Origin of the sequence: Nonomuraea sp. NPDC004580 (assembly GCF_040609855.1) — a bacterium.
Lineage (GTDB): Bacteria > Actinomycetota > Actinomycetes > Streptosporangiales > Streptosporangiaceae > Nonomuraea > Nonomuraea salmonea.
Genome location: NZ_JBEXLH010000049.1, coordinates 26,084 through 49,204, shown reverse-complemented (window position 1 = coordinate 49,204; position 23,121 = coordinate 26,084). Strand labels below are relative to the sequence as shown.

At 72.1% G+C, this 23,121-nt stretch carries 26 protein-coding genes and 1 pseudogene; 11 read left to right on the top strand and 16 right to left on the bottom strand.

What is annotated here, in order from left to right:
- Positions 1 to 31: 31 nt before the first annotated feature.
- Positions 32 to 895, top strand: coding sequence for a universal stress protein (locus tag ABZW11_RS34725; protein ID WP_355426636.1), 864 nt, complete (start codon positions 32 to 34; stop codon positions 893 to 895).
- Positions 896 to 914: 19 nt separating this feature from the next.
- Here ABZW11_RS34725 and ABZW11_RS34720 read toward each other — a convergent pair whose 3' ends face one another.
- A complete protein-coding gene (locus ABZW11_RS34720) occupies positions 915 to 1,745 on the bottom strand; it encodes a universal stress protein (RefSeq protein WP_355426633.1) in 831 nt (276 codons plus the stop codon).
- Positions 1,746 to 1,960: 215 nt separating this feature from the next.
- Between ABZW11_RS34720 and ABZW11_RS34715 the strand changes: the two genes are divergently transcribed.
- The 4 genes from ABZW11_RS34715 (at position 1,961) to ABZW11_RS34700 (ending at position 4,860) form a co-directional block, all read left to right on the top strand.
- Positions 1,961 to 2,881 (top strand): universal stress protein, encoded by a 921-nt coding sequence (locus tag ABZW11_RS34715; RefSeq protein ID WP_355426629.1) that lies wholly within the window; start codon positions 1,961 to 1,963, stop codon positions 2,879 to 2,881.
- An 89-nt stretch (positions 2,882 to 2,970) separates the two neighbouring features.
- On the top strand, positions 2,971 to 3,441 hold the full coding sequence (locus ABZW11_RS34710; protein ID WP_355426626.1) for a CBS domain-containing protein: 471 nt from the start codon (positions 2,971 to 2,973) through the stop codon (positions 3,439 to 3,441).
- 15 nt (positions 3,442 to 3,456) lie between these two features.
- On the top strand, positions 3,457 to 4,113 hold the full coding sequence (locus ABZW11_RS34705) for a CBS domain-containing protein (protein WP_355426623.1): 657 nt from the start codon (positions 3,457 to 3,459) through the stop codon (positions 4,111 to 4,113).
- Between the two features lie 15 nt (positions 4,114 to 4,128).
- The gene (locus ABZW11_RS34700) at positions 4,129 to 4,860 is read left to right on the top strand and encodes a universal stress protein (protein WP_355426620.1); all 732 of its coding nucleotides are present in this window, start codon (positions 4,129 to 4,131) and stop codon (positions 4,858 to 4,860) included.
- Between the two features lie 41 nt (positions 4,861 to 4,901).
- Here the strand turns inward: ABZW11_RS34700 and ABZW11_RS34695 are convergent, their stop codons facing one another.
- Both ABZW11_RS34695 and ABZW11_RS34690 read right to left on the bottom strand, forming a co-directional pair.
- Entirely contained in the window at positions 4,902 to 8,009 is a 3,108-nt protein-coding gene (locus tag ABZW11_RS34695; RefSeq protein ID WP_355426617.1) for a BTAD domain-containing putative transcriptional regulator, read from the bottom strand.
- A 100-nt stretch (positions 8,010 to 8,109) separates the two neighbouring features.
- Positions 8,110 to 8,259, bottom strand: a pseudogene (locus ABZW11_RS34690) (winged helix-turn-helix transcriptional regulator); the annotation flags it as partial.
- 80 nt (positions 8,260 to 8,339) lie between these two features.
- Between ABZW11_RS34690 and ABZW11_RS34685 the strand changes: the two are divergent.
- A complete protein-coding gene (locus ABZW11_RS34685) occupies positions 8,340 to 8,660 on the top strand; it encodes a hypothetical protein (RefSeq protein ID WP_355426614.1) in 321 nt (106 codons plus the stop codon).
- Between the two features lie 49 nt (positions 8,661 to 8,709).
- Here ABZW11_RS34685 and ABZW11_RS34680 read toward each other — a convergent pair whose 3' ends face one another.
- The 3 genes from ABZW11_RS34680 to ABZW11_RS34670 form a co-directional block, all read right to left on the bottom strand.
- The gene (locus ABZW11_RS34680) at positions 8,710 to 8,838 is read right to left on the bottom strand and encodes a hypothetical protein (RefSeq protein ID WP_355426611.1); all 129 of its coding nucleotides are present in this window, start codon (positions 8,836 to 8,838) and stop codon (positions 8,710 to 8,712) included.
- A 118-nt stretch (positions 8,839 to 8,956) separates the two neighbouring features.
- The gene (locus ABZW11_RS34675) at positions 8,957 to 9,397 is read right to left on the bottom strand and encodes a DMT family transporter (protein WP_355426676.1); all 441 of its coding nucleotides are present in this window, start codon (positions 9,395 to 9,397) and stop codon (positions 8,957 to 8,959) included.
- A 2-nt stretch (positions 9,398 to 9,399) separates the two neighbouring features.
- A complete protein-coding gene (locus tag ABZW11_RS34670) occupies positions 9,400 to 9,852 on the bottom strand; it encodes a DMT family transporter (RefSeq protein ID WP_355426608.1) in 453 nt (150 codons plus the stop codon).
- A 141-nt stretch (positions 9,853 to 9,993) separates the two neighbouring features.
- Between ABZW11_RS34670 and ABZW11_RS34665 the strand changes: the two genes are divergently transcribed.
- On the top strand, positions 9,994 to 10,722 hold the full coding sequence (locus ABZW11_RS34665; RefSeq protein ID WP_355426606.1) for a GNAT family N-acetyltransferase: 729 nt from the start codon (positions 9,994 to 9,996) through the stop codon (positions 10,720 to 10,722).
- Between the two features lie 27 nt (positions 10,723 to 10,749).
- Here the strand turns inward: ABZW11_RS34665 and ABZW11_RS34660 are convergent, their stop codons facing one another.
- Positions 10,750 to 11,550 carry a helix-turn-helix transcriptional regulator gene (locus tag ABZW11_RS34660; protein WP_355426603.1) on the bottom strand — a complete coding sequence of 267 codons (801 nt, stop codon included), beginning with the start codon at positions 11,548 to 11,550 and terminating at the stop codon, positions 10,750 to 10,752.
- Positions 11,551 to 11,690: 140 nt separating this feature from the next.
- On the opposite strand from ABZW11_RS34660, the gene ABZW11_RS34655 reads away from it, so the two are divergent.
- Complete coding sequence (locus ABZW11_RS34655) at positions 11,691 to 12,392, top strand: alpha/beta hydrolase (RefSeq protein WP_355426600.1); 702 nt, start codon at positions 11,691 to 11,693, stop codon at positions 12,390 to 12,392.
- 149 nt (positions 12,393 to 12,541) lie between these two features.
- Here ABZW11_RS34655 and ABZW11_RS34650 read toward each other — a convergent pair whose 3' ends face one another.
- The 5 genes from ABZW11_RS34650 to ABZW11_RS34630 all read right to left on the bottom strand — a co-directional run bounded on the left by ABZW11_RS34650 (position 12,542) and on the right by ABZW11_RS34630 (position 17,239).
- Positions 12,542 to 13,210: an HAD family phosphatase gene (locus ABZW11_RS34650; protein WP_355426673.1), complete on the bottom strand. Its 669-nt coding sequence runs from the start codon at positions 13,208 to 13,210 to the stop codon at positions 12,542 to 12,544.
- Positions 13,211 to 13,212: 2 nt separating this feature from the next.
- Entirely contained in the window at positions 13,213 to 13,938 is a 726-nt protein-coding gene (locus ABZW11_RS34645; RefSeq protein ID WP_355426597.1) for a glycerophosphodiester phosphodiesterase family protein, read from the bottom strand.
- Between the two features lie 82 nt (positions 13,939 to 14,020).
- Positions 14,021 to 15,358, bottom strand: coding sequence for an ABC transporter substrate-binding protein (locus ABZW11_RS34640; RefSeq protein ID WP_355426594.1), 1,338 nt, complete (start codon positions 15,356 to 15,358; stop codon positions 14,021 to 14,023).
- Between the two features lie 28 nt (positions 15,359 to 15,386).
- Complete coding sequence (locus ABZW11_RS34635) at positions 15,387 to 16,262, bottom strand: carbohydrate ABC transporter permease (RefSeq protein ID WP_355426591.1); 876 nt, start codon at positions 16,260 to 16,262, stop codon at positions 15,387 to 15,389.
- The gene (locus ABZW11_RS34630; protein ID WP_355426588.1) at positions 16,262 to 17,239 is read right to left on the bottom strand and encodes a sugar ABC transporter permease; all 978 of its coding nucleotides are present in this window, start codon (positions 17,237 to 17,239) and stop codon (positions 16,262 to 16,264) included. The genes ABZW11_RS34635 and ABZW11_RS34630 overlap by 1 nt, the downstream gene beginning before the upstream one ends.
- A gap of 135 nt (positions 17,240 to 17,374) precedes the next feature.
- Here ABZW11_RS34630 and ABZW11_RS34625 point away from each other — a divergent pair, with 135 nt between their 5' ends.
- Positions 17,375 to 18,154, top strand: coding sequence for a DeoR/GlpR family DNA-binding transcription regulator (locus tag ABZW11_RS34625; RefSeq protein WP_345385133.1), 780 nt, complete (start codon positions 17,375 to 17,377; stop codon positions 18,152 to 18,154).
- A 401-nt stretch (positions 18,155 to 18,555) separates the two neighbouring features.
- On the opposite strand, the gene ABZW11_RS34620 is transcribed toward ABZW11_RS34625, so the two are convergent.
- Both ABZW11_RS34620 and ABZW11_RS34615 read right to left on the bottom strand, forming a co-directional pair.
- Positions 18,556 to 19,563: an aldo/keto reductase gene (locus tag ABZW11_RS34620; protein ID WP_355426585.1), complete on the bottom strand. Its 1,008-nt coding sequence runs from the start codon at positions 19,561 to 19,563 to the stop codon at positions 18,556 to 18,558.
- Between the two features lie 85 nt (positions 19,564 to 19,648).
- Positions 19,649 to 20,029 (bottom strand): SgcJ/EcaC family oxidoreductase, encoded by a 381-nt coding sequence (locus tag ABZW11_RS34615; protein WP_355426582.1) that lies wholly within the window; start codon positions 20,027 to 20,029, stop codon positions 19,649 to 19,651.
- Positions 20,030 to 20,131: 102 nt separating this feature from the next.
- On the opposite strand from ABZW11_RS34615, the gene ABZW11_RS34610 reads away from it, so the two are divergent.
- Together ABZW11_RS34610 and ABZW11_RS34605 are read left to right on the top strand one after the other, a co-directional pair.
- On the top strand, positions 20,132 to 20,728 hold the full coding sequence (locus ABZW11_RS34610) for an NAD(P)-binding oxidoreductase (protein ID WP_355426579.1): 597 nt from the start codon (positions 20,132 to 20,134) through the stop codon (positions 20,726 to 20,728).
- 18 nt (positions 20,729 to 20,746) lie between these two features.
- Positions 20,747 to 21,067, top strand: coding sequence for a hypothetical protein (locus tag ABZW11_RS34605; protein WP_355426577.1), 321 nt, complete (start codon positions 20,747 to 20,749; stop codon positions 21,065 to 21,067).
- 29 nt (positions 21,068 to 21,096) lie between these two features.
- On the opposite strand, the gene ABZW11_RS34600 is transcribed toward ABZW11_RS34605, so the two are convergent.
- Complete coding sequence (locus ABZW11_RS34600; RefSeq protein ID WP_355426574.1) at positions 21,097 to 21,348, bottom strand: hypothetical protein; 252 nt, start codon at positions 21,346 to 21,348, stop codon at positions 21,097 to 21,099.
- A 723-nt stretch (positions 21,349 to 22,071) separates the two neighbouring features.
- Positions 22,072 to 23,100: an AAA family ATPase gene (locus tag ABZW11_RS34595; protein WP_355426571.1), complete on the bottom strand. Its 1,029-nt coding sequence runs from the start codon at positions 23,098 to 23,100 to the stop codon at positions 22,072 to 22,074.
- Positions 23,101 to 23,121: the final 21 nt, after the last annotated feature.

Here is a 23,121-nt window from a genome sequence, read left to right as displayed (position 1 = left end):
CCGCGCACGCACCGCCTCGGGGAGGAGGCGCATGATGCCCGCATCCATCGTGGCCGGGTTCGACGACTCGCGGCCGGCGTGGTCGGCGCTCGGCTGGGCGGCCGCTGACACCGCCCGCCGGGGACTGCACCTGCGGATCGTGCACGTACGCGAACCCTGGTGCGCCGAGCACCCGATGGACGCCTCCGTCGAGACCGACACCCTCACCGCCCGCTGCGAGAGCATGCTGGCCGGCGCGGCCGCCCGCGCCCGCGACACGGCTCCGGACACGCCGATCTCCACCGCGCTGGTGACGGGGGCGGTGACGGAACGGCTGGTGACCGAGTCGGAGGCGGCCGACACCGTCGTGGTGGGCAGCAGGGGGCTGGGCGGGTTCGCCGGGCTGGTGCTGGGCTCGGTCGGGCTCGGCCTGGCCGCGCACGCCGCGTGCCCGGTGGTCGTGGTCAGGCGGCTGCCCCGCGCGCCCACCGGCGAGGTCGTCGTCGGGTACGACGGGTCGCCGGCGGCCGAGCGCGCCCTGGAGTACGCCGCCAAGCAGGCCGTCGCCCGCCAGGGACGCCTGCACGCGCTGCACGGCCTGCGCTGCCCGCCCGCCGCCCCGCACCCCGTCGGCTTCGGCCCGCTCATCGTGGACGACGGCGACGACATCGCCCGCCGCCTCGCCGAATGGCGCGAGGCGCACCCCGGCGTCGAGCTGTCGGTGTCGATGAGCTTCGAACACCCCATCGCGGCCCTGTCCGCGGCCTCCCGCACCGCCGACCTCGTGGTGGTCGGCTCGGTGGGCCTCAGCGGCCTGCCCGCGAACCGGCTCGGCTCCGTGGGCCACAGCGTCCTGCACCGAGCCCACTGCCCGGTGGCCGTGGTCCCCGGCCCGAGCGCCGCGGCCCAGCCTTGACCCTCGCCGCAGACCGGCCTCAACCCTGCCGGGGGCGTACCACCGCGACAGGGCACACCGCGTGGTGGAGCAGGCCGTGACTGACCGAGCCCAGGACGGCGGAGGTGAAGCCGCCGCGGCCCCGCGAGCCGACCACGACCAGCTCGGCCGAGGCGGAGGCGTCGGCGAGAGCGGCGACCGGGTGCGCATGCACCTGCGAGCCGTCGAAGCGCACGTCAGGGTACTCCCGCGTCCAGGACGCGAGCCGCTCCTGCGCGGCGGCGCGATCCTCCTCGAAGGAGTCGGTGAACAGGCCGGCGAACTGCGGGCCGTAGGTGGCCAGGATGGGCTGCGACCAGGCGTACACGGCGAGGATCCCGGCGTCCTGGGCCCTGGCCTGCGCGACGGCGTACCGCATGGCCTGGTCGGCGGTCGCGGAGCCGTCGTCGCCGACCACGATCCTGCCGTGCTCGCGCGCGGCGGCGCCCGCCCGTACGACGACGACCGGCCCCTCGGCGTGCCCCGCGACGGCGAGGCTCACCGAGCCGAGCGCCAGCCCCGCGAACCCGCCCACGCCCCGGCTGCCCAGCACCACGCAGTCACCCGTCACCGCCTGCCCGAGCAGCGCCTCGACCACGTTCCCCACGAGCAGCTCGGTCTCCACCTCCAGGGCGCCCGCCGCGCGGGCCCGGTCGGCGGCCGACTCCAGCGTGCCCGCGCAGTACTTGAGCCCCTCGGCGCCCCGCTTCTGCTCGCACACGTGCACGAGCCGCAGCGGCAGGCGCCTGCGCCGGGCGTCGGCGGCCGCCCACTCCACGGCCGTGTGCGCAGGCGTGGAGCCGTCCACGCCCACCACGATGGGTCCGCTCACGTGCTCACCTCCTCAGTACGCCAGTCGGGCTCAGTACGTCAGCCGGGCTCAGTACGTCAGCCGGGCGGGACGGTGCGGTCGCATGACGGTCGCCGGCGTCGCGGTCCGGCTGCCCAGGGACGGAGCCGCGAGCCTCACGGGACGGTAAAGGCTCGGCCGCGCCATGCTTGCCCCGAGCCGCGTTTGCCGGGAACGCCCCCGGTGAGGGGACCTGAATGAGCGGTCTCGTGATCGTGGGCACCGACGGCTCCGCTCCCGCCGCCGCGGCGGTCGGGTGGGCCGCCGACGATGCCGTGCGTAAGCGCGCCGAGCTGCGCATCGTGCACGCGCTGGACCGCGGGCCCTACGCCATCACCGGGGTGGCCGTCCCCGCGCCCTACGTCATCGCGGGAGCCGACGTCCCCGAGCTGGACGAGGCCCTGAGACGCGCGGCGGCGAAGGTGCTGGAGGAGGCCGAGGCGGTCGCGCGCGCCCGGCAGCCCGAGGTGCCCGTCACCACGCGGGTCGTCGACGGGACGCCCGCCGCCGTGCTCATGGACCAGGCGCGGGACGCGGACGATCTGGTCGTCGGCGACCGCGGGCTCGGCGGCTTCACCAGGGCGCTGCTCGGGTCGGTGACCATGAAGGTGGCGGGGCAGGCGCCGTGCCCGGTGGTCGTGGTGCGTGACGGCCCCGTTGATCGGACAGGTGATCGGACAGGCGAGCGTACGGGCGGGAGTACGGGTGAGATCGCCGTCGGCGTCGACGGCTCGGAGAGCTGCGAACCGGCCATCGCGTACGCCTTCGAGCAGGCCGCCCTGCGCGGCGCCACGCTCCACCTGGTCCACGCGTGGGAGGTGCCGGTCCACGCGTTCGCGCCCGAGATCTCCTACGACGCGGACGAGGTCCGCGCCGCCAGGCAGGAGCTGGTCCGCGCCCGCACCGAGCGGTGGCAGGCGGCGCACCCCGAGGTGCCGACCGTCATGGACATCCGGTGCGCGCACCCCGTGGACGCCCTCACCACCACCCCGTACGACCTGGTGGTCGTCGGCTCCCACGGCCGGGGCGCGATCGGCGCGCTGCTGCTCGGCTCGGTCAGCAGAGGCGTGCTGCACCACGCGCGCGGCACCGTGGCGGTGGTGCGCCCACCGGCGTGAGCACGGGACCGAAGGCGGTCGCCCGCGGGACTTCCTACCCGGGTGCCGGGGCCTGCGACAGGGGAGGGTGAGAGCAGGAAGGAGGGGTCATGAACATCGAGTCGCTGACCGCGTCGCAGGTGATGAGCAGGGTCCTGGTGGTCGTCACGCCGGACGAGTCGCCGCTGATGGCATGGGAGCTGATGCGCAGGGCCGACGTGCATCACCTGCCCGTCGTGGAGAACCGGCACGTGCTCGGCATCCTGACCCGAGAACACCTGGCCGCCTCCTGGTCGGGCAGCCCGGAGGAGCAGTCCACCCGTCCCGTCCGGTCGTTGCTGCAGCGCGTGCCGCTGCCCCGGGTACACCCTGACGCGCCGCTTTCCAGGATCGCCGCCCTGATGCTCGACACCTGCTGCGACGCCGTGCCCGTGCTGTCGGACGACGGGCTGATCGGGCTGGTCACGGCCAGGGACGTGCTGTCGGCCGTGGCCGGGCGCGCCAGGCCGGAGGACGGGCCGGGCGAGGTCGTGACCGGAATGTTCCACCTTGAACCCGTCCTTCCCGGCGGGAAGAGCTGAAGGAGAGGTGACGTCATGCCGATCCCCGTCAAGGACGTCATGGGCCGGGTGGCCATCGCCGTCCTGCCGGACGCGACGTTCGCGGAGATCGTGGCCGCCATGAGACGGTACGCGGTCGGCGCGGTGACCGTGATCGACGCGGAGCGGCGGCCGATCGGCGTCGTCTCGGAGGACGACCTGCTGCTCAAGGAGGTCGATCCGGTACGGCACGGCGTGTCGATCTTCGAGTCGCGCAGGCAGCGGCACGAGCACGACAAGGCCGCAGGGGTCACCGCGGGCGAGCTGATGACCTCGCCGGCGATCACCGTCACCCCGGACACGCCCGTACGCGACGCGGCGCGGCTCATGCACGCCAAGCGCATCAAGCAGCTGCCGGTGGTCGATCAGGAGGCCGGCCGGGTCGTCGGCACCCTGCAGCAGCGCGACGTGCTGCGGGTCTTCACCCGGCCGGCCGCCGACCTGGAGAGTGACGTACGCGCCGTGCTCCCGGACGACGGCTCGTTCACCGTCGAGGTGGCCGCGGGCGTGGTGCGGATCGGCGGGCGGGTGCGCCGCAGGTCGCAGGCCATCGCGCTGACCGAGGCCGTCCGCGCGGTCGAGGGCGTGGTGGACGTGGCCTGCGACGTGACCTACGACGACGACGACCTCATCGGCGTCCCGCCGCTGCTGTGACCGGGGAGGCAGGTGATGGGCGGACACATCGTGCTCGGCTACGACGGCTCCGACTTCTCCATGCAGGCCCTCGACTGGGCGCTCGACGAGGCCGAGCTGCGCCACCTGCCGCTGCTGGTCGCGCACGCCTGGCAGTGGCCGTACGGCGAGGCGGACGAGGAGGCCAAGTCCCACCTGCGCAAGGCGGCCGAGCACGTGGTGTGGCACGGCGCCGACTGCGCCCGGCACACCAGCGCCGACGTCAAGGCAGAGACCGACCTGTACGAAGGGCCGGCCGCCGAACGCCTGATCGAGCTCTCCCGCGACGCCGAACTCGTCGTGGTCGGCTCGCGGGGGCTCGGCGCGCTGCCGCGGGCGGTCGTCGGCTCGGTCGCCGACCGCACCGCCCTGTACGCCGCCTGCCCCGTCATCGTCGTCCGCGGCCCCGGGCCGCTGCCTCTCGCGCCCGCCCCAGGGCCCGTCGTCGTGGCCGACCCCGAGCCGGGCGCCGCCGTCCTGGAGTTCGCCTGCCAGGAGGCGCACCTGCGCCAAATCGGGCTGGTCGCCCAGAGCGCCCTCCGGGAGTGGTCGGCGAGCCATCCCGGCGTACGGATCGCGCCCGCCGGCCACGCACCGGCCACGCTCATGGTCGTCCGTCGCGCCACCGCCACCCGCGACGGCCTCGCCCGCCACCTCCTCCAGCACGCCCCCTGCCCCGTCGCCGTGGTGGGCGCGGAAATGGGCGCGGAGATGGGCGCGGGCCACTGATCGGCGTGGGCGCGGGAACCTGCCGGAGCGGGCATCGGCCGTCAGTCGGTCTTGGCCGGGGTGCGGGTGAGGCGGGCGTCCAGCGTCCGCATGCCCTTCTCGTGCGCGATCCCCTCGAACAGGCTCCTGGCCTCCACCCAGACGGCTCTGGCCGTGCCGTGGTCGCCCGCCGCGCCGTGCGCGTCGCCGAGGTCCTTCAGCGCGTGCGCCAGGTACGGCACCCAGCCGCGCGTGCGCCACATCGCGACCGAGCGTTCGAGGGTGGAGATGGCGCCGGCCACGTTCCCCTCGGATAGGTCCAGCCGGCCGAGCACGGCGAGCGAGTCGGCGACGTAGTGGCCGTAGTTGCCCTCCTCGCTGTAGGCCAGCGTCAGCTCCGCGGTGGCCCTGGCCCGCTCGTCGCCGATGGCGGCGTACAGCTTGGCCAGATACAGCAGCGAGAACGTCTCCTGGTAGCGGTAGTTCGCCCGCCGCGCCATCTCCCGCGACCTCTCCAGCAGCTCCTGCCCGCCGGCGAAGTCGCCGCAGAACGCCTTCGCCGCCCCCAGGAACTGCATGATGGTCGTCCTGTAGTGCGGGTTGCCGAGGGCCTCGGCGACCTTCGTCGCCCGCTCCAGCACGGAGTGCGCCGCCTGCGGGTCGTCCTCGCCGTGAATGATCGCCATCACGTGCAGCGCCCGCGCCTGGCCGCCGAGGTAGTCCGCTTCGACGGCCGTCCGCAGGGCCCGCTCGGCCAGGGCGAGCGCCTGCGCGCTGCCGTTCCCGTCGGCGGTCATGCTCCAGGCCAGGCTGGCCAGCGCGTCGGAGATCCCGATCGGGTTGTCCAGCTCGGTCCACAGGTCGAGGAGCCGCGTGGCGCCGGTCCGCATCCTGATCATCGCCGGCCCCTGGCCGGGCGGTGAGTTCCAGGTGGTGACCTCCAGCAGGCCGCGCATCAGCACGCCCTCGCCGCGCCTGTCGCCGCTCTCGCGGCAGAGCGCGAGCGCCTGGTCGTGCATCCGCTGCCAGCCGTCGTACAGGCCGCGCGCGTTGAGGTACTTCTCGGTGGAGCCCGCGAGGTCCCACGCCAGCTCGGTCAGCCGCGCCTCGCACGCCTGCGCGACCCCCGCCATCAGCGCGGCGTGCTCCGCGCCGAACCAGGCCATGTGATCGGCCACCAGCGGGCCCGAGATCCGCGCGGGCAGCCGCCAGCGGGGCGCCTCGCTGTGGATGGAGGCGTAGCAGGAGCCCGGCACGCGCTCCGCCGCGACCTCCGCCAGCGCCAGCCACGCGCCCAGGGCCCGCTGCAGCGCGGCCTGGCGCTCGGGCTCGGGGTCCTCGCGGTGGGCGCGTTCGCGGGCGTACAACCTGATGAGGTCGTGGAAGCGGTATCTGAGCCGGCCGGTCTCGTCGGGCCCGGTCTGCGCCAGCAGATGCGTGTCGACCAGGGTCTCCAGCTCGCGCTCCGCCTGGCGTACCGAGACGTCGAGCAACGCCGCCACCGCCCACGAGGCGAAGTCGGGCGCGTCGAGCAGCCCGGCCAGGCGGAAGGCCCGCTGCGCGCCGGCGGACAGCATCCGGTAGCTCAGCTCGAACCCCGCGCGCACGTCGAGGTCGCCCGCCACCAGCTCGTCGAGCCGGTGGCGCTCCTCGCCGAGCACGCCGGCGAGGTGCGACAGGCTCCAGTGCCTCCTGCTGAGCAGCCTGGCCGCCGAGATGCGGACGGCCAGCGGGACCCGGCCGCACAGCCGCATGATCTCCAGAGCCGCGTCCATGTCGTCCTTGACGCGGTCGTCGCCGACGATGCGCTTGAGCAGGTCGATGGCCTGGCCCGCGGGCAGCACGTCCAGCTCCAGCAGGCTCGCGCCCTCCAGGCCGACCAGCCGGACCCGTCCGGTGAGCAGCACCGCCGTGCCAGGCGCCCCCGGCAGGAGCGGCCGCACCTGCTTCTCGCCCGCGACGTTGTCGAGCAGGATGAGCATCCTGCGGCCCGCCATGCAGCTACGGAAGAGCGCCACCCGTTCTTCCAGGGACTGGGGGATGCCGTGGGTGCTGACGCCGAGCGCGAACAGGAGACGGCTGAGCACGTCCTCGGGGCGGGCCGGGTCCGCGGAGGCGCCGCGCAGGTCGGCGTAGAGCTGGCCGTCGGGGAACCGCTCGGCGATGCGGTGCGCGACGTGCACGGCCAGCGTCGTCTTCCCCAGGCCGCCGATGCCCGCGATGCTGGCGATGGCGACGGTGCCGGGCCGGGGTCTGGTGAGGACGCCGGTCAGGTGCAGCACCTCGTCGTCCCTGCCGGTGAAGTCCGCGATGTCCGGCGGCAGCTCGGCCGGCGTGGGAGCCGCCCGCGTCGCCGGGACCGTGACCTGGGCGGGCGCTTCGGTGGGCTCCTGGGCCGGCTCGGCGGGCGGCGTCGTGCCGCGCGGCTCCAGGTCGAGCGAGGGGTCCTGGGTGAGGATCCGGTGATGCAGGTCCTGCAGCTCCTCGGCCGGGTCGAGGCCGGTCTCCTCCACCAGGATCGCGCGGGCGCGGGCGTACTCGGCGAGCGCGTCGGCCCGCCGGCCGCACCGGTACAGCGCCAGCATCAGCTGCGCTCGTAACCGCTCCTGCAGCGGGTACGCGGCGGTGAGCGCGGTCAGCTCGCCCAGCAGCCCAGCGTGCCGGCCCAGCTGCAGGTCCACCGCGATCCGCGACTGCAGCACCGACAGGCGGACCTCCTCCAGCCGGGTGGCCTCGGCCGCCAGCATCGGCACGTCCAGCCCCGCGAACGCGGGCCCGCGCCACAGGCCGAGCGCCTCCCGCAGCAGCCGGCCGGCCTCCGGCAGGTCGCCCGCGGCCTCCGCCGCCTGCCCCGCGCCGGCCAGCTCCTCGAACCGCGTCGCGTCCAGCTCGTCCGCGGGCACCGGCAGCAGGTAGCCGGCGTCCTGGCGGACGACGAGGTCCGGCGCGCCCAGCCGCCGCCTGAGCCGGTGGATGTACGTCTGCACGTTCTTCGTGGCGCTCTTAGGCGGCGTGTTGCCCCACAGCGCCATGACGAGCTGATCCTGCGACACCGGGTGATTGGCATGGCACAGCAGCACCGCCAGCAGCACCCGTGACTTGGGCGTGCCCACATCGAGCCGCGCACCGTCGCGCCACACCGCCAGCGGACCAAGTATTCCGAACTCCATGGCGCCCCCTCGGTCGGGACGCACTGTAAACCTTGCCAGAGCGCTTCGTCGCTTCTTCCGGGATATAGAAATCATTGCGATCCGGCCGGAAGCCCGAACCTCAGCCGCCGCGGGCGACCGGCTGCGCGGAGACGGCGTCAAGGACCGCGTCGCCGTGCTCGCGCGCCCACTCCGTCAGCACGTGGATCGGCTCGATCAGCGTCTCCCCGAGCGGCGTCAGCTCGTACTCGACCCGGGGCGGCGCCTCCGCGTACGCCTGCCTCCGGCCCGCCGCGCCGCACGCCCGGCTACGGGAACTCGGCCTGCCAGTGCTGCGGCACGGCCGGGCTGGTGGAGCTGTTCGTCGGGCTCTGGTCGGTCACGGGGCGGGCCTCCTGCCTGGAGTTCGCCCGTACGCTCGCCGCCGACCTGGTGGCCAGGGCCGACGACCACGACGGGCGCGGCTACCGCTGGTACCAGGCCTACCGCCGGGTCAGGCCCGGCGAGGTGAGCGCCGGCACCGGCTACATGGTCGGCGCGGCCGGCATCGGCGCGGCCCTCCTCCACCTGGACGCGGCCGGGCAGCCCGACCAGGCGCGCCGGGTGCTCCTCCTGCCCGACAACCCATTCCCCGTCCTCCCGATCCCGCGCATCACCATCCAGAACGGCTGACCTCTGCGAGCGGCTGCCCGGCGATCATCCGGCGCGGCGTACCGGGGTCTCAGCTCTCCGCCGGCACGATGACGCTGTCGTGCGCCTCCAGCACCAGCTCGGCGTCTTTGGGCGGGTTGAGCCGCACCCCGCGTAGGCCGGGGACTCCTGGCTGTGGTCGTGCACGCAGCAGGCTCATCCACGCCACGCCACGCCGGCCCAGTCGCCGTTCTCCTCGGTGTCGGAGTCGGTCAGCGACACCACCAGGATGGTGACGAGGGCGATCAGCAGGAGTGAGGCGAGCCCCAGCCAGCCGATCAGCGCGGGGGTGCCGCGGCCGGGGTGCGGCGGAGCCGGGGCAGGGCGAGCCCCAGGAGGACGAGCGCCACGCCCGCCAGCCGGATCGGCGCGGGCAGCGCGCCCTGCTGGACGCAGTCGATGACCACGGCCGACAGCACCTGCCCGCTGATCACCAGCACGGAGGCGGTCATCGCGCCGAGCCGGGGGAAGACGTAGCTGTTGACCGCGACGAACAGGGCGCCGAACACCCCGCCCGCGTACGCGGCGACGGGCGTGTCCGTGACGTCGGGCCAGGTGCGCAGGACGAGCAGGACCGCGCTGAGGAAGGCGAAGCCGACCACGTGGTTCCACACCGACGCGCGGAAGGCGCCCTTGTGGGTGCCGAGCCGGCCGTTGACCGTGCGGCTGGTGGCGATGAGGACGCCGTTGAGCAGCGCCAGGGAGACGAGGAAAATCATGATCACGCCCCCGCCACGATGAGGACGCTGCCCGCGAGCACGCAGCCGGCCACCGCGAGGTCCATGCCGGTGACGCGGCGGCGTGGCGTGTGCAGCAGGCCCAGATGGTCGGAGACCGTGCCGAAGATCATCTGGCCGGTGAGCATCAGCGCGACCGTGCCGGCCAGTGCGAGCTCGCTGTTGACCGCGATGGCGGACAGCACGACGACGAGCGCGCCGGGGACGCCGCCCAGGTAGTACCAGAGCGGCACGCGGCCGTCGTCGGGGCCTGGGGCCGGTGCGCGGCGGGCGAAGACCGGCACCAGGGCCGCGGCCACGAGGGCGCCGATCGCGTGGGCGGCCCAGGACGCGTACAGGGGGTCGGTGTAGCCGGCGAGCACCGCGTTGGCCTGGGTCATCAGCGTGAGCAGTACACCTCCGGCGATGGCGAGGGGGAACACGGTCGCGTGGCGCATGGCATCGAATGTAATGAGAAATTCGGTCAAACGGGTAGGTCTTAACGGTTGTGGCGAAATCGTGCTGAGCCGGGCTGAGCGGGGGAGGGACTTGCTGCCTGTGGAGGACGGTGGCCGGATGACGCCCGATAAGGTCGCTGCATGACCGCGCCCACCTCTCCCTGCGACGCGTTTGACGCCTCCCCGCCGGCCGACCCCTTGGCCGACCCGGTACGCGCCGCGCTGCTCGGAACGCACGCCCACCTCGCGGAACAGCGCGGCAGGGTGCTGCGCTACCCGCTCGACGTCTCCCCGTTCGTGTCGCTGCCACCCGACGCGGGCCCGGCCGACTGGGCGGACGCGGCGGCGCTGGCCGGCGCGGACGGCACCGTGCTGATGACCGGCCCCGCCCCGGCGCCGCCTGCCGGCGTTGCCGAGTCCATGCTCATCCCCGGCGTCCAGCTCACCGGCGAGCACGTCGCCGGGGCGCACGACGACGGCGTGGTACGCCTGGGGCCCGCGGACGTGCCGGAGATGCTCGACCTCGTCGCGCGCACCCAGCCGGGACCGTTCCTGCCCCGCACCGTCGAGCTCGGCGCCTACCTCGGCATCCGCCGCGGCGGCGCCCTCGTGGCGATGGCCGGCGAGCGGTTCCGCCCGCCCGGCTGGACCGAGATCAGCGCCGTCTGCACCGACCCCGCCCACCAGGGGCACGGGCTGGCGCGGCGGCTGGTGCTCGCGATCGTCGCGGGCGTCAAGGAGCGCGGTGAGCAGCCGTTCCTGCACGCCGCCGACACCAACACCGGCGCGATCCGCCTGTACGAACGGCTCGGCTTCCGGCTGCGCCGCCCGGTCGAGTTCCGCGTCGTGAAGCTACCGGCGTCAGCCTGAGGCTCAGAGGGAGGCTCAGAGGGAGGCTCAGAGGGAGGCGAGGAGGGACAGCTTCTCGGCGCTGTCGGTGCCGGCGTCGGGGTGCATGACGACGAGCGTCTGGCCGGGCGCGCCGTCGAGGCTCAGCCGCTCGCGGTTCAGCCACAGCTCGCCGACCTGCGGGTGGTCGAGGTTCTTCGGCGTGCCCGCGCACGTGTTGACGTCGTGGCGGGCCCACAGCCGGGCGAACAGCGGGCTGGCCAGCGACAGCTCGCCGACCAGCTCGATGAAGCGGGGGTCGTCGGTGTCGGTGCCCACGGACTTGCGGAACCCGGCGACCATGCCCGCCGCGCCGTCCTCCCAGCGGGGGAGCAGGGCCTGCTCGGCGGAATCGAGGAACATGTCGCGCAGCCGGTTGCGGCCCGCCACGAGCCGCGGTGACACGGCGGTGGCCAGGGCGTTGGCGGCCAGCACGTCGAGGTAGCGGCCCTCCACGTACGCGGGGAACGGCATCGTGCCGATCAGCTTGGCCACCCCCGGCGGCACGGTCTCCTTGCGGGCGCGCCGCCGTCGCCGCCCGGGCTGCTTCGCCCCGAGATGCAGCAGGTAGGCCGTGGCGTCGTCGTCGAGCAGCAGCGCGCGGGCGAGCGACTCGAGGACCTGCGGCGAGGGGTTGCGGTCGCGGCCCTGTTCGAGCCGCAGGTAGTAGTCGGTGCTGATGCCCGCGAGCATCGCGACCTCCTCCCGGCGCAGCCCGCGCACCCGCCGCACGCCTGTGGCGAGGATGCCGGCCTGGCCGGGGGTGACGAGCTCCCGGCGAGCGCGTACGTAATCGCCCAGAAGGTTCATGACCCCCACGGTACGCGGTGCCGGTGCGGCCGTGCCTGGCCCTGCCGCCCCCAGGATGACGGGGGCTCTGGTCGTGTCACCGTGTGCCCGGCAGCCTCGTGTCCTGCACGAACACCGCATCTGAGCGAGGAGCATCGAGCATGTCGACGTACGTACTGGTCCACGGAGCCTGGCACGGCGGGCAGTGCTGGGAGCGGGTCGTCCCGCTGCTGGCCGAGGCGGGGCACCGGGTGTTCGCGCCGTCGCTGACCGGCCTCGGCGACAAGGCCCACCTGCGCGGCCCGGAGGTGGGGCTGGACACCCACGTCGATGACATCGTGAGCCTGCTCACCGAGCAGGACCTCACCGACGTGATCCTGGTGGGCCACAGCTACGCGGGGCTGGTCGTCACCTCCGCCGCCGACCGCGTGCCCGAGCGCGTCGGCCGGCTCGTCTACCTCGACGCCATGGTCCCCGAGGACGGCGAGAGCGCGGTGGACGTGCAGCCCATGACGCAGGCGCTCATCGACCGCGCGGCCGCAACGGAGCCCGGCTGGCTGGTGCCGCCCATGCCCGAAATGCCGCCCATGGGGCTGTTCGGGGTCACCGATCCGGCCGACGTGGCGTGGCTGCGGGAGATGCTGACGGACCAGCCGGTGGGCTGCTTCGTGCAGCCGGTACGGCTGGCCGACCCGGCCCTGCGCCTCATCCCGCAGACCCACATCCACTGCGTGGCCGGCGTGCCCGAGGGGATCGAGCGGCGGCCTGTCCCGGCCTCCGCGCAGGTGTGGGAGCTGCCGACGGGACACGACTGCATGATCACCATGCCGGCCGAGCTCACCGAGCTGCTGCTCAAGCTGTGACGCAGGCGCCGGCGATCACGTGGCCGCCGCTGGCGAGCACCACCGCCTCGTCCCTGACCGGGTAGAAGGGCAACGCCGCGATCGCGGCGAGCCGCGCACACGGGAGCGTTGCAGCGCCGCCCCGGCCGGGGGCGGCGCTGCGAACGTGCTCAGCCCACCCTGGCGGCGAGCAGCGAGGTCAGCCCGTCGACGGTGACGCTCTCCAGCTCGGCCACCACCGCCCCGTGACCGTCGCCCAGCGCCGCGCCGTCCTCGGGCACGGCCACCACCAGGCAGCCCGCGGCCAGCGCGGACGCGACGCCGGGCACCGAGTCCTCCAGCGCCACGCAGCCGCGCGGATCGACACCCAGCCGCCGCGCCGCCGTCAGGTACGCCTCGGGGTCCGGCTTCGGCCGGCTCACCTCGTCGCCGCAGACCACGACCTGGAACGTGCCGGGGTCGAGCTGGGCCAGCACCTCGTCCACCAGGACGCGGTGGCTCGACGTCACCAGCGCCGTGGGGATGCCCCGCCGGCGTACGGACTCGACCACGGCCTGCGCGGCAGGCCGCCACGGCACGCCGAGGGCGAACAGCTGCCTGGTACGTTCCAGCAGCCACGCCGCCGACTCCGCGGCGTCCGCCGTGACGTGCAGATCGTCGTGGAGGAGCTGCGCGGTGTCGCGCAGGTTCCTGCCGACCACCTGGCGGCGGATCTCGGGCCGCAGCTCGCCGCCGAGCCTGGCGGCCAGGCCGGCGAGGCTGACGTCCCAGAGCGGCTCGCTGTCGAACAGGGTGCCGTCCATGTCGAACAGCACCGCTTCCATCCCGGCCGTCCGCACGGTCAACGCAGCGCCTCGGCGAGCCAGCGCTGCACCGTGCGGGGGTCGTCGCCGGTGGTGCCGTCCACGCCGAGCTCGACCCAGTGGCGCAGATCGTCCTCGGTGCGGGTGGGCCAGCCGTGCACTGGGAAGCCCTCGTCGTGCAGCCGCTTGACGACGTCGGCGGTCAGCCCCTCGCCGCCGCTGTGGATCCGGCTGGAGCCGGTGTCCTTCAGCAGCTGACGGTAGCCGCCGGGGTGTGCCTCGGCGTCGGTCCACTTGGAGACGATGATGCCGCGCGGGATGTCCGGCAGCCTCTCGGCCACCGTGGCCATCGCCTTGACCGAGAAGCCGGTCAGGATCGTGCGCTCGGCGTACTCGGGATGCTGGGGGAAGAAGTCGGTCAGGCCGTCGATGGCGGCCAGGTCCTTGATCTCCAGCTGCACGAACCTGGTCGTCGCCTGATACATCTGCTCCAGCGTGGGCACCCGCTCACCCCCGCCCACGTCCACCGCGCTGATCTGCGCCCAGGTCAGCTCCGCGACCGGCCCCAGGTCCTTGCCGTCGGGGCCGGCGGCGGTCCGGTCGAGCGTCGCGTCGTGCAGCATGAACAGCTGCCCGTCCGCGCTGATGCGGACATCGGTCTCCAGCTCGTCGACCCCGACCTCCTCGGCCACCCGGTAGGACGCGATGGTGTTCTCGGGTGCTTCGGCCATGGCGCCGCGGTGTCCGACGATGGCAAATGCCACGATCTTCCTTCCTCGATTCTTCTCTTTGTCCGTGACGTCCCGTGGGGGCGGCCGTCGGAGCGGCGGCACGAGAGGTCCGAAATCAGGGCGCCACCAGCCGGTGATACTTCGGCATCACCCGCTGGACGGCGGGGTCGAGGTTGCGCATCGCCTCGCGCAGCGTCTCGGCCGGGTCGGCGTTGGCGGAGTAGACCTTCTGCAGGACGATCAGCATCTCGGAGATCGTCTCGTTGACGTAGCGGCGCATGACGTCCGCCTGGCGGGCCCGGCTCAGCTGGTCTTGGGCCACCTGGTACTGCGGCGACTTGGCGTTGCGCTCCTTGATCTTCGGCGAGTCGAGCGAGCTGGTCGTCACCGGGAGATAGCCGGTGTTGAGGCTCCACTCGGGCGCACCCGTACTGGCCAGGTACTTGACCAGCTCCCAGGTGGCCTGCTTGCGCTCCTTGGTCGCGTTGCGCATGATCGCCAGCCCGCTGCCGCCGGTCGGCACGCCCGGCTGGTCCTGCTCGGGCAGGAAGGCCGCGCCGATCTCGAACGTGGCCGCCTTGAGCAGCGAGGTCAGCGCGCCGGTCGAGTTGCAGATGGTCGCGGTCACGCCGGCCGCGAAGTCGGCGTTCACGTCGCCGGACAGGTAGGCCATCTTGTCGTCGTGGATGAACGCCCGGTCGAACTCCAGGGCGGCGACCGTCTGCTCCGACTCCAGCATCGGCGTCATGCCGTCGGAGTAGGCGCCGCCGAAGGCCCAGGACGAGCCCTGGAAGTACCAGTCGTCCTTGCCGTTGTAGGCGCGCATCCTGATCTGCGAGCCGTTGTGCTTGTAGCCCTTGAGCTGCTGTCCCCATTCGCGCAGCTCGGTGAAGGTCTTGGGGCCGCGGTCGGGCAGGCCGGCACCGGCGAAGATCTCCTTGTTGTAGTAGAAGAGCGGCGTCGAGCGGGCCCAGGGCAGCCAGAAGATCTCGTTCCTGATCGTGCCCTCGGCCAGGAACGTCGGGTGGAACGCGTCGGAACGGAAGCCCGCGTCGAAGTAGCCGCTCAGCGGCTCCAGGGCCTCGGCGAGGTAATAGCGGTTCCAGTTCACGTCGCTGAGCGTGACGATGTCGGGCACCTGCGCCACCGCGAAGCTGGCGGCCAGCTTCGAGTCGAGCGCCGGGTAGCCGGGGAACAGCTGGATCTCGCAGTAGATGTCCTGCTGCGAGTTGTTGAACCCGTCGATGATCGTCTGCAGGACCTCGGCGTTGTGCGCGGTGAACGCGCTCCACAACACCACCCGCTCGCGGCGGGCGAACGTGTCCGGCACCTGCCCGCTCACCTGGGCGTAGTCGCCCTCCTTGCGGCCGGCGCAGGCGCTCAGCGCCAGGCCGGCCGCGGTCGCGGCGGCGGCGGACAGGAGCCGGCGTCGGCTGAAACTCGGTCCCGTCACGCTGCTTCCTTTCTCAAGTACGTGATGCTCATCGGCGCAGCGCGCTCCCGGCCAGGCCGGCGACGATGTAGCGCTGCGCCAGCAGGAAGACGATGGTCACCGGAAGGACGACGAACAGGGTCCCGGCCATCAGGGCGCCCCAGTCGTTGATGCCGTCGTTCTCCTTGAGGTAGAGCAGGCCGATCGGCAGCGTCCGCATGTTGACCGAGTTGGTGACGATCAGCGGCCAGACGAAGTTGTTCCACTCGTCGATCAGGGCGATGAGCCCGACCGTGATGATCGCCGGCCGGGACATCGGCACGATGAACGACCAGATCGTCCGCAGGTGCCCGGAGCCGTCGATCTGGGCCGCCTCCAGCACCTCGTACGGCAGCGACCGGAAGAACTGGTGGAGCAGGAACGTACCGAACGCTGAGGCCACACCGGGCAGGATGAGGCCGGCGTAGGTGTTCAGCAGGTTCAGCTGGCCCACGGTGATGTAGTTGACCAGCAGCGTCACGTGCCCTGGCACCATCAGCGCGCCGAGCATGAAGACGAACAGCCAGCGCTTGCCGGGGAAGGGCAGGAACGCGAAGGCGTAGGCGGTGAAGACCGCGAGCACCACCTTCAGCACCGTCCCGACCGCGGCCACCACGACCGAGTTGACCAGGAACTGCCCGAACGGGGCCAGCTCCCAGGCGGTGACGAAGTTCTCCAGCGTCAGCGACTGCGGGATCAGCCGCATCGGCCAGCTGTTGATGTCCTCGTTGGTCTTGAACGCCGTGGTGACGAACAGGTAGATCGGGACGAGGAAGATCAGCGCGGTGGCCACCAGGCCGAGCACGCCCCACCAGGGCGTGCGCCGGGAGGCCGGCGACTTGTGGCGGGTGGGCTCGGTGGCCGCCGCGGTCGGCATGACCGTCATCAGTAGTGAACCCTCCGCTCGACGAATCGGAACTGCAGGACGGTGATCGCCATCAGCACCACGAACATGATCATGGAGGCCGCGCTGGAGACACCGACGTTGGTGCGGTTGAACGCCTCGTCGTAGATGAACCAGCTCAGCGTGGTCGTGGAGCGGGCGGGCCCGCCGTTGGTCATCATGGCGATCACGTCGAACGCCTGGAAGGCCGAGATCGTCTGGGTGATGACCAGGAAGAACGTGGTGGGGGAGAGCAGCGGGAAGATCATGCGCCGGAACTGCGTCCACCGGCCGGCGCCGTCGATCCTCGCCGCCTCCAGCACCTCCGAGGGGATCTGCTGGATGCCCACCAGGTAGACGATCGCGACGAAGCCGAGACCCTTCCAGATGGAGACGATGATCAGCGCCCACAGCGCCCACGAGCCGTCGGTGGTCCAGGCCGGCGAGGTGGCGCCGAACGCCTCGAACACCAGCCGGCTCAGGCCGTGGTTGGGGTCGAAGATGAACAGCCAGATGGTCGCGATCGCCGCCCCGGACAGCACGTGGGGGGCGAAGGCGAGCGTCTGCACCGAGGTGGTGCCGCGTATGCGTTGCGCGAACAACATCGCCAGCGCCAGGCCGAGCACCAGGGTCACGACCACGACGACGACCACCCACACCAGCGTGCGGAGCAGCACGTCGGGGAATGACCAGCTGCTGAACAGAGCCCGGTAGTTGAGGAACCCGGCCCACTCGGCCGCCGGCGAGATGAAGTCCCAGGTGGTGAAGCTGAGGTAGATGTTCTGGATGATCGGCCAGTACGCGAAGACGGCGATCAGCACCAGGTTGGGCATCGCGAAGGCGGCGAACAGCAGGTAGCCACGCCGGCGACGGCGTGCCGCAGCCTGCTGGCCGGACGCCTTCTGCCCGGTGTCGTCAGGCCGGCGGGCGCTGACGGAGAGTGCCGATCCCGATTCGAGATCGCTGACTCCACTGCTCACGGGCTACCACCCATCGCGTCGGGAACGAACGTGTGCCGACTTTACTGGCGGTTAAGTGCTCGATTCTGGTCATTTGGTGCCGAATCTGTGACCATTGCGCGAACGTTTCCATCACATGTGCAAGGGTGTCAGCAGATGTCGAGCGTGTTTCAAGGTCGTGCCTTCGACCGTCAGCAGCGCATCCTCGGCTACGTCCGCAGCGAGGGCCGTGCCGTCGTCTCCGAGATCGCCGACATGTTCGCGATCTCGCCCGCGACCCTGCGCAGGGACCTGCGGGCACTGGAGGCGCAGCGGCTGATCGTCCGCTCGTACGGCGTCTTCTACCCCACCGACATCGGCCGGTACGAGACGCCGCTGGAGCACCGGCACAAGGCCAAGACCCAGGAGCGGGTGGCGATCGCCGAGGCGGCGACCGCGATGATGGCCGACGTCGGGACCGTGTTCATCGACGAGGGAGCCCTGCCGGAGGACCTGATCGGGCCGATGCGCCGGCTGAACAGGATGACGGTGGTGACCCGGTCGGTGACCGTCGCCGCCGAGCTCGGCCGCCACTCCGACCACGACGTCATCATCGTCGGCGGCCGGCTGCGCCCGGCGACCATGGGCACCGTCGACAAGTGGGCGACGGCGATGCTCGCCGAGCTGAACGTGGACCTCGCGGTCATGGGCACCAACGGCGTGTCGATCGAACGCGGGCTGACCACTCCCGATCCGACGGTGGCCGCGGCCAAGACGGCGGCGCTGCAGGCGGCCCGCCAGTGCGTGCTGGTGTGCGAGCACACCAGGTTCGGCGTGGCCAGCTTCGCCAAGTTCGGCGAGCTCGACCAGGTGACCTGGGTCGTCACCGGCAAGCAGCTGCCCAGGGCGGCGGCGCAGCGCTACGGAGAGGCCGGCCCCAAGATCCTGCGCGTCTGACCAGGACCCGCCCCGATCTCCTGAGAGCCGCGGGCTAGGGATAACCCTGGGCAGGGCCCTGACGTCGGGCCGGTCGTACGGGAGGACACTGAGGCCCTCAGCGGCCCGGTAGGGGTGGCCGGGCCGTCGCGGTAGGCGCCGAGGTGCGTGGTCGCCTTCCCGATGCCGTACGCGCCGCGCAGGCAGAGCAGCGGCGTCCCGCAGCGCCCAGGTCGCGGTTGTGCTCGGCGGCGGGCAGCCGCCACGGCCTGGTGCCGACGTGCGACAGCCGGGCGTCCGGCGCTCGGAGGACCCGGCGACCCGGCGCAGCAGGTCGAGGCCCCTTCAGCCGCCTCGACGGCCTGGCATGACAGCGCCTACCCCTCCGGCCCCGCTCAGGGCCGGAGGGGTCGTCGAAGTGATCAGGCGCCGGCGGCGGCGAGCCGGGCGAGCTGGTCGTCGGTGAGCTTGACGTCCAGGGCCGGCAGCGCCGCCTCGTACTGCTGAAGGGTGCGCGGCCCGATCAGCGGGACGATGCTCGGCGCGCTCTGGTGCATCAGCCACGCGAGGACCAGCGCGTTCGGCGCCACGCCCGCCTCCGCGGCCACCTCGGCGACCGCAGCCAGCCTGGCCTCGGCGTCCGGGCCCTCGTACGGGTCCATCGCCCAGTGGCCGCGCCGCTTGGCCGGGTCGTCGTAGATGCCCTTGAGGATGGGGGAGTAGGCGACCAGCGTGAGGTCGTCGTGCGTCTCCAGGTAGTCGAGCTGCTCGTCGTCCACGATCGAGGCGTGCCGCAGCCCGGCGCGGCGGCGCAGGTAGGAGTGCTGCTGCTGGAGCGCGACCGGCGCCGGCCAGCCGTGCTGCGCGCACAGCTGCCTGATCCGCTCCAGCCGCCAGGTCCGTACGTTGGACCAGCCGATGTAGCGGGCCTTGCCGGCCTGGACGATGCCGGCCAGCGCCTCCAGCGTCTCCTCCAAGGGCGTGGCCCGGTCGTCGACGTGCACGTAGTACAGGTCGACGTGGTCGGTGCCGAGCCGGCGCAGGCTGCCGTCGATCGCGTCGCGCAGCGTCTTCGCCCCGGCGCCGACGAAGGTGCGGTAGGCCGCGTCCCAGTCGGGCCCTTCGTCGGTCCAGACGGCGTCCAGGTCGCGGACGACGGCACTGCCCTTCGTGGCCAGGAACACGTCGTCACGCTTGCCCGACCGGCGCAGCCAGCGGCCGATCAGCTCCTCGCTCTCGCCGCCGAGACTGCCCCGGTTCTCCCACCAGCAGTAGCAGTCGGCGGTGTCCAGGAAGGTGCCGCCGGCCGCCACGTACCGGTCGAGCATCGTGACGGACTCGTCCTCCGGCGTGACGGTGCCCATGATCATGCAGCCCAGGGCGAGCCTGCTGACCTGCTCGCCGGTACGTCCCAGCTCTACGGTCTTCACGCGACTTCTCCTGTCGTCGAGGACGGTCGGATGCCCGCGGCGCCTCACGGTGAGATCGAGGCTAGGAGCTGAAGTGCGCTCCAGGTCAAGGCGCGCTCAGCCGGGTGTTCTGGAAGGAGGCGAAGCGCCACCCTTCGGCGGTGCGGACGGCGGTGAAGGAGACGGTCGAGCTGCGCAGCTCCCCGCCGACGGCGGTGCCGCCCTTGGAGACCACGAGTACGGCCCCGTCGGCCAGCCGCTTGAACCGGGGCTCGGCGGGGGCGGGCATGGTGGAGCCTTTGAGCGGCCCGTCGAAGAGCCACCGGTGCGTGGCCTCGATATCCAGCCTGCCCTCGGTGTGGGTGCCGTCGAAGGTGATGTAGTCGGCGTCCTCGGTGAAGAGGGCGGCGTAGGCGGTGGCGTCGCCCGCGTTCCAGGCGTCGGCCAGGCGGGTGAGCAGGGCGGTGATCTCGGCGTTCTCGGGCATGGTCGCGGCTCCTTCGCTGATGCTCTAACCATTATTGCGAGTTGCACTATAGCCTCATCGTATGCCTATAGTGCAACTCGCCATAGAGAAAGGTGCCTTAGCGTGAAGATCCTTGTCATCGGCGCGACCGGCCGTACCGGAAAGCACGTCCTGGCCCAGGGCGCCGCGCGCGGCCACGAGATCACCGCCTTCGCTCGCCGCCCCGAGCTGCTCACCGACCGCGGCGGCCTCGCGGGCGTGATCGCGGGCGACGCGCACGACCTCGCGACCGTACGCGCGGCCGTCCAGGGGCAGGACGCCGTCATCTCCGCGGTCGGCGGCAGCGGCATTGCGCGCACGCTCATCACCGCCATGCGCGAGGCCGGCGTGCGGCGGGTGGTGATGACGAGCAGCAGGTCGGTGCCGGCCACCCGCCCCAGGCTCGCGGTCACCCTGGCCTGGCTGTTCTTCCGCGCGGCCTACGTGGACCTCGCGCGGGCGGAGGGCATGCTGCAGGTCAGCGGGCTCGACTACACCATCGCCCGCGCGACCATGCTGAACGACAAGCCGCCCGCAGGACGGGTGCACATCGACTTCGAGGACGACGCCACGGGCGGGGCGGCGCAGCTCACTCGCGCCGACTATGCGATGGCGCTCCTCGACGCGGCCGAGGACGCCGCGCTGGCCGGCCGGGCCATGGGCATCTGCGGCCCCAGATGACGCCTTAAGGTATCGATCATGATGAGCCCGGATGAACACTTCCAGCAGGTCGGCGCCGAGCTGGCCGACCTCGGCGTACGGATCTCCACGATGATGGGCAGGCCCGCGCTCAAGGACCAGGCGGGGAAGGTGTTCGCGAGCCTGCAACGCGACGGCGCGATGGTGTTCCGCCTGGTCAGGGACACTCCCGAGTACGACGCCGCACTGGAGCTGGACGGTGCGTCCCTGTTCGACCCGATGGGGCAGGGCAAGGTGGTGAAGGACTGGGTGGTCGTGCCTCCTTCCGCGTCCGAGAGGTGGACGGACCTCGCGGAAGCCGCTTTGAGCCGCCCGCGCTGACCCGTTGCCACAGCTGTGGCGCGAGGGTGCTACAGCCGTAGCCATGGACGCAATATCCGGCCCCAGTATTGGCCGTTACGAAGTTTCTTGTACACGAATTCCGCTGGGACCTTCTCCATCGACATCCGCCCAAGCTTGACCATGTCGTCGATGGCACCGATGATGGCCGCCCGAAGTTCCGGCGGGAGCTCGCCGACCAGGTCATGCTTGCCGTCCCACGCTTGCTTGGGTTTGGTGCTGGTCACCAGGACGTAATGCGCCGGTCGGGCGGGATTGCCCATGAGACCTCCTTGGCAGGAATCTTCCTCGACGCTAGGAAGCGCCCGCGCCGCAGGTCCACGAACGGTTATGGGCACGAACCTGTCCGATGAGCGGCAGGGATCCGCCGGAGCGGCACCTTCGGGTGGGCGCTCGGCGATCGTGGTGTTCAGGCTCTAGCGATCCAGAAGGGACTCCTGTCTGCGGTGGCCGTCCACGTCGCGGTTGTCGACCCCCTGCCCATGTTCCGGCAGGGGGTCGCCACTGTGTTGTCCGCTGCGGGCTACGACGTCGAGACTCCTGCGGACGTGCTGGCATGGGTGCGACGTGGCAGGCGGCAATTGGTTCTGCTGACGCTCGTCCGAGAGCCTGACTGGGACCTCCTCGAACGGCTATGTGACGAGGGAGGAACGCACGCCGTGATCGCGGTCATCGGCGAGGACGACCCGGGAGCGGTCGGGGCCAGAGCGGTGCGTACCGGCGCGCGATCGGTGCTCGAGCGGGAGGTGACGCCGGGAGCCCTGCGCCGCACTGTCGAGGCGACGGCCGACGGGCAGGCGGTGATGCCAGCGGCGGTGGCGAGTGCGCTCAGTTCAGAACCGCGGTCGGCCGACGGGGTCCCGGTATTCCTCAGTGCGCGGCCAGCTGTCGTGGCTACGACAGCTGGCCGCGGGATCGACGGTCGCCCAGCTGGCCAGGCGGTCCGGATACTCGGAGCGCGCGATGTTCCGGATGTTGCAGACGCTCTACCAGGAGATGGGCGTCTCGACCCGCATCCAGGCGATCATCCGCGCGCAGGCGGAGGGCTGGTTACGCGCGGACGTGGAGCCGGAAGAGGACACCGTCGCGGGCTCCCGGGGACCGTCAGCCAGCGGCCTGGCCAGGTCGTGCCCGGTCGCCTTGTCCAGCTCGCGCAAGTAGCGGGTGAAGTCCTTGACGGGCAGCGCGCCGACCGCGAAGGAAGTCACCATGGTCGGCCAGACATGGCGTTCCGAAACGCGCGGCGCCGTCCGCGTCACCAAGATCACGTAGGTCCGGTGGTCCGTCGTGGTGGCGAGCGTCTCGAACGCCTCGTTCAGCTCGTCATCGGCGATCTCTGCGGTGCCGGCGTCCAGCAGGTGTTCGGCGCTCTCGATCACGATCACCAGGCGTCTCTTGCCGAGCGCCTCCAGAGCCGCCCTGAACTGATCGGGCGCAGCCGCGTGCGGCTCGTATTTCTCCCACGCGACCGGCTGGACCCCGCGCAGCCGTTCCATGTCGTCGACCAGCGCGCTCAAAGGTAATCGCCGGTCGGGCGCGGCCTCGTAGGAGATGACGTGCGGGCGCACCGGCGACCAGCGCCGCTTGCGCAGATCGTCCAGGACTGTGCTCACCAGCCGCGACTTGCCGATGCCAGGCTCGCCGCTGACGACTACCACGCCACCGGAGCCGTCGAGCAGCCTCCAGCGCAGTGTCGTCCGCTCGTCCGTGCGATCCCACAGCCGGGAGGTCGTGGACACCGTCTCGACGGGAGGCAGGGCGGCGGGACCGACGCGTGCCGCATGCGCGACGGGTCCTGCCTCGTCCGCGGTCCGGCTCTGGGCCTGCTCGCGGTGGGCGGTTCTGCTCTGGAGGACGAAGAAGAGGACCGCGAGCGTCGGGCCCAACGCGCCGGCCACCCAGCTCGCCTGCTCCCAGAAGTCCTTCTGCTCGGAACGGAAGAGCAGCGTGACCGTGAACGGTGCGACCGCGATGCACCCGGCCCACACCCACCGCCGCCACCCGTCTGGCCCCACCACGTCATCATCGCGCCATCG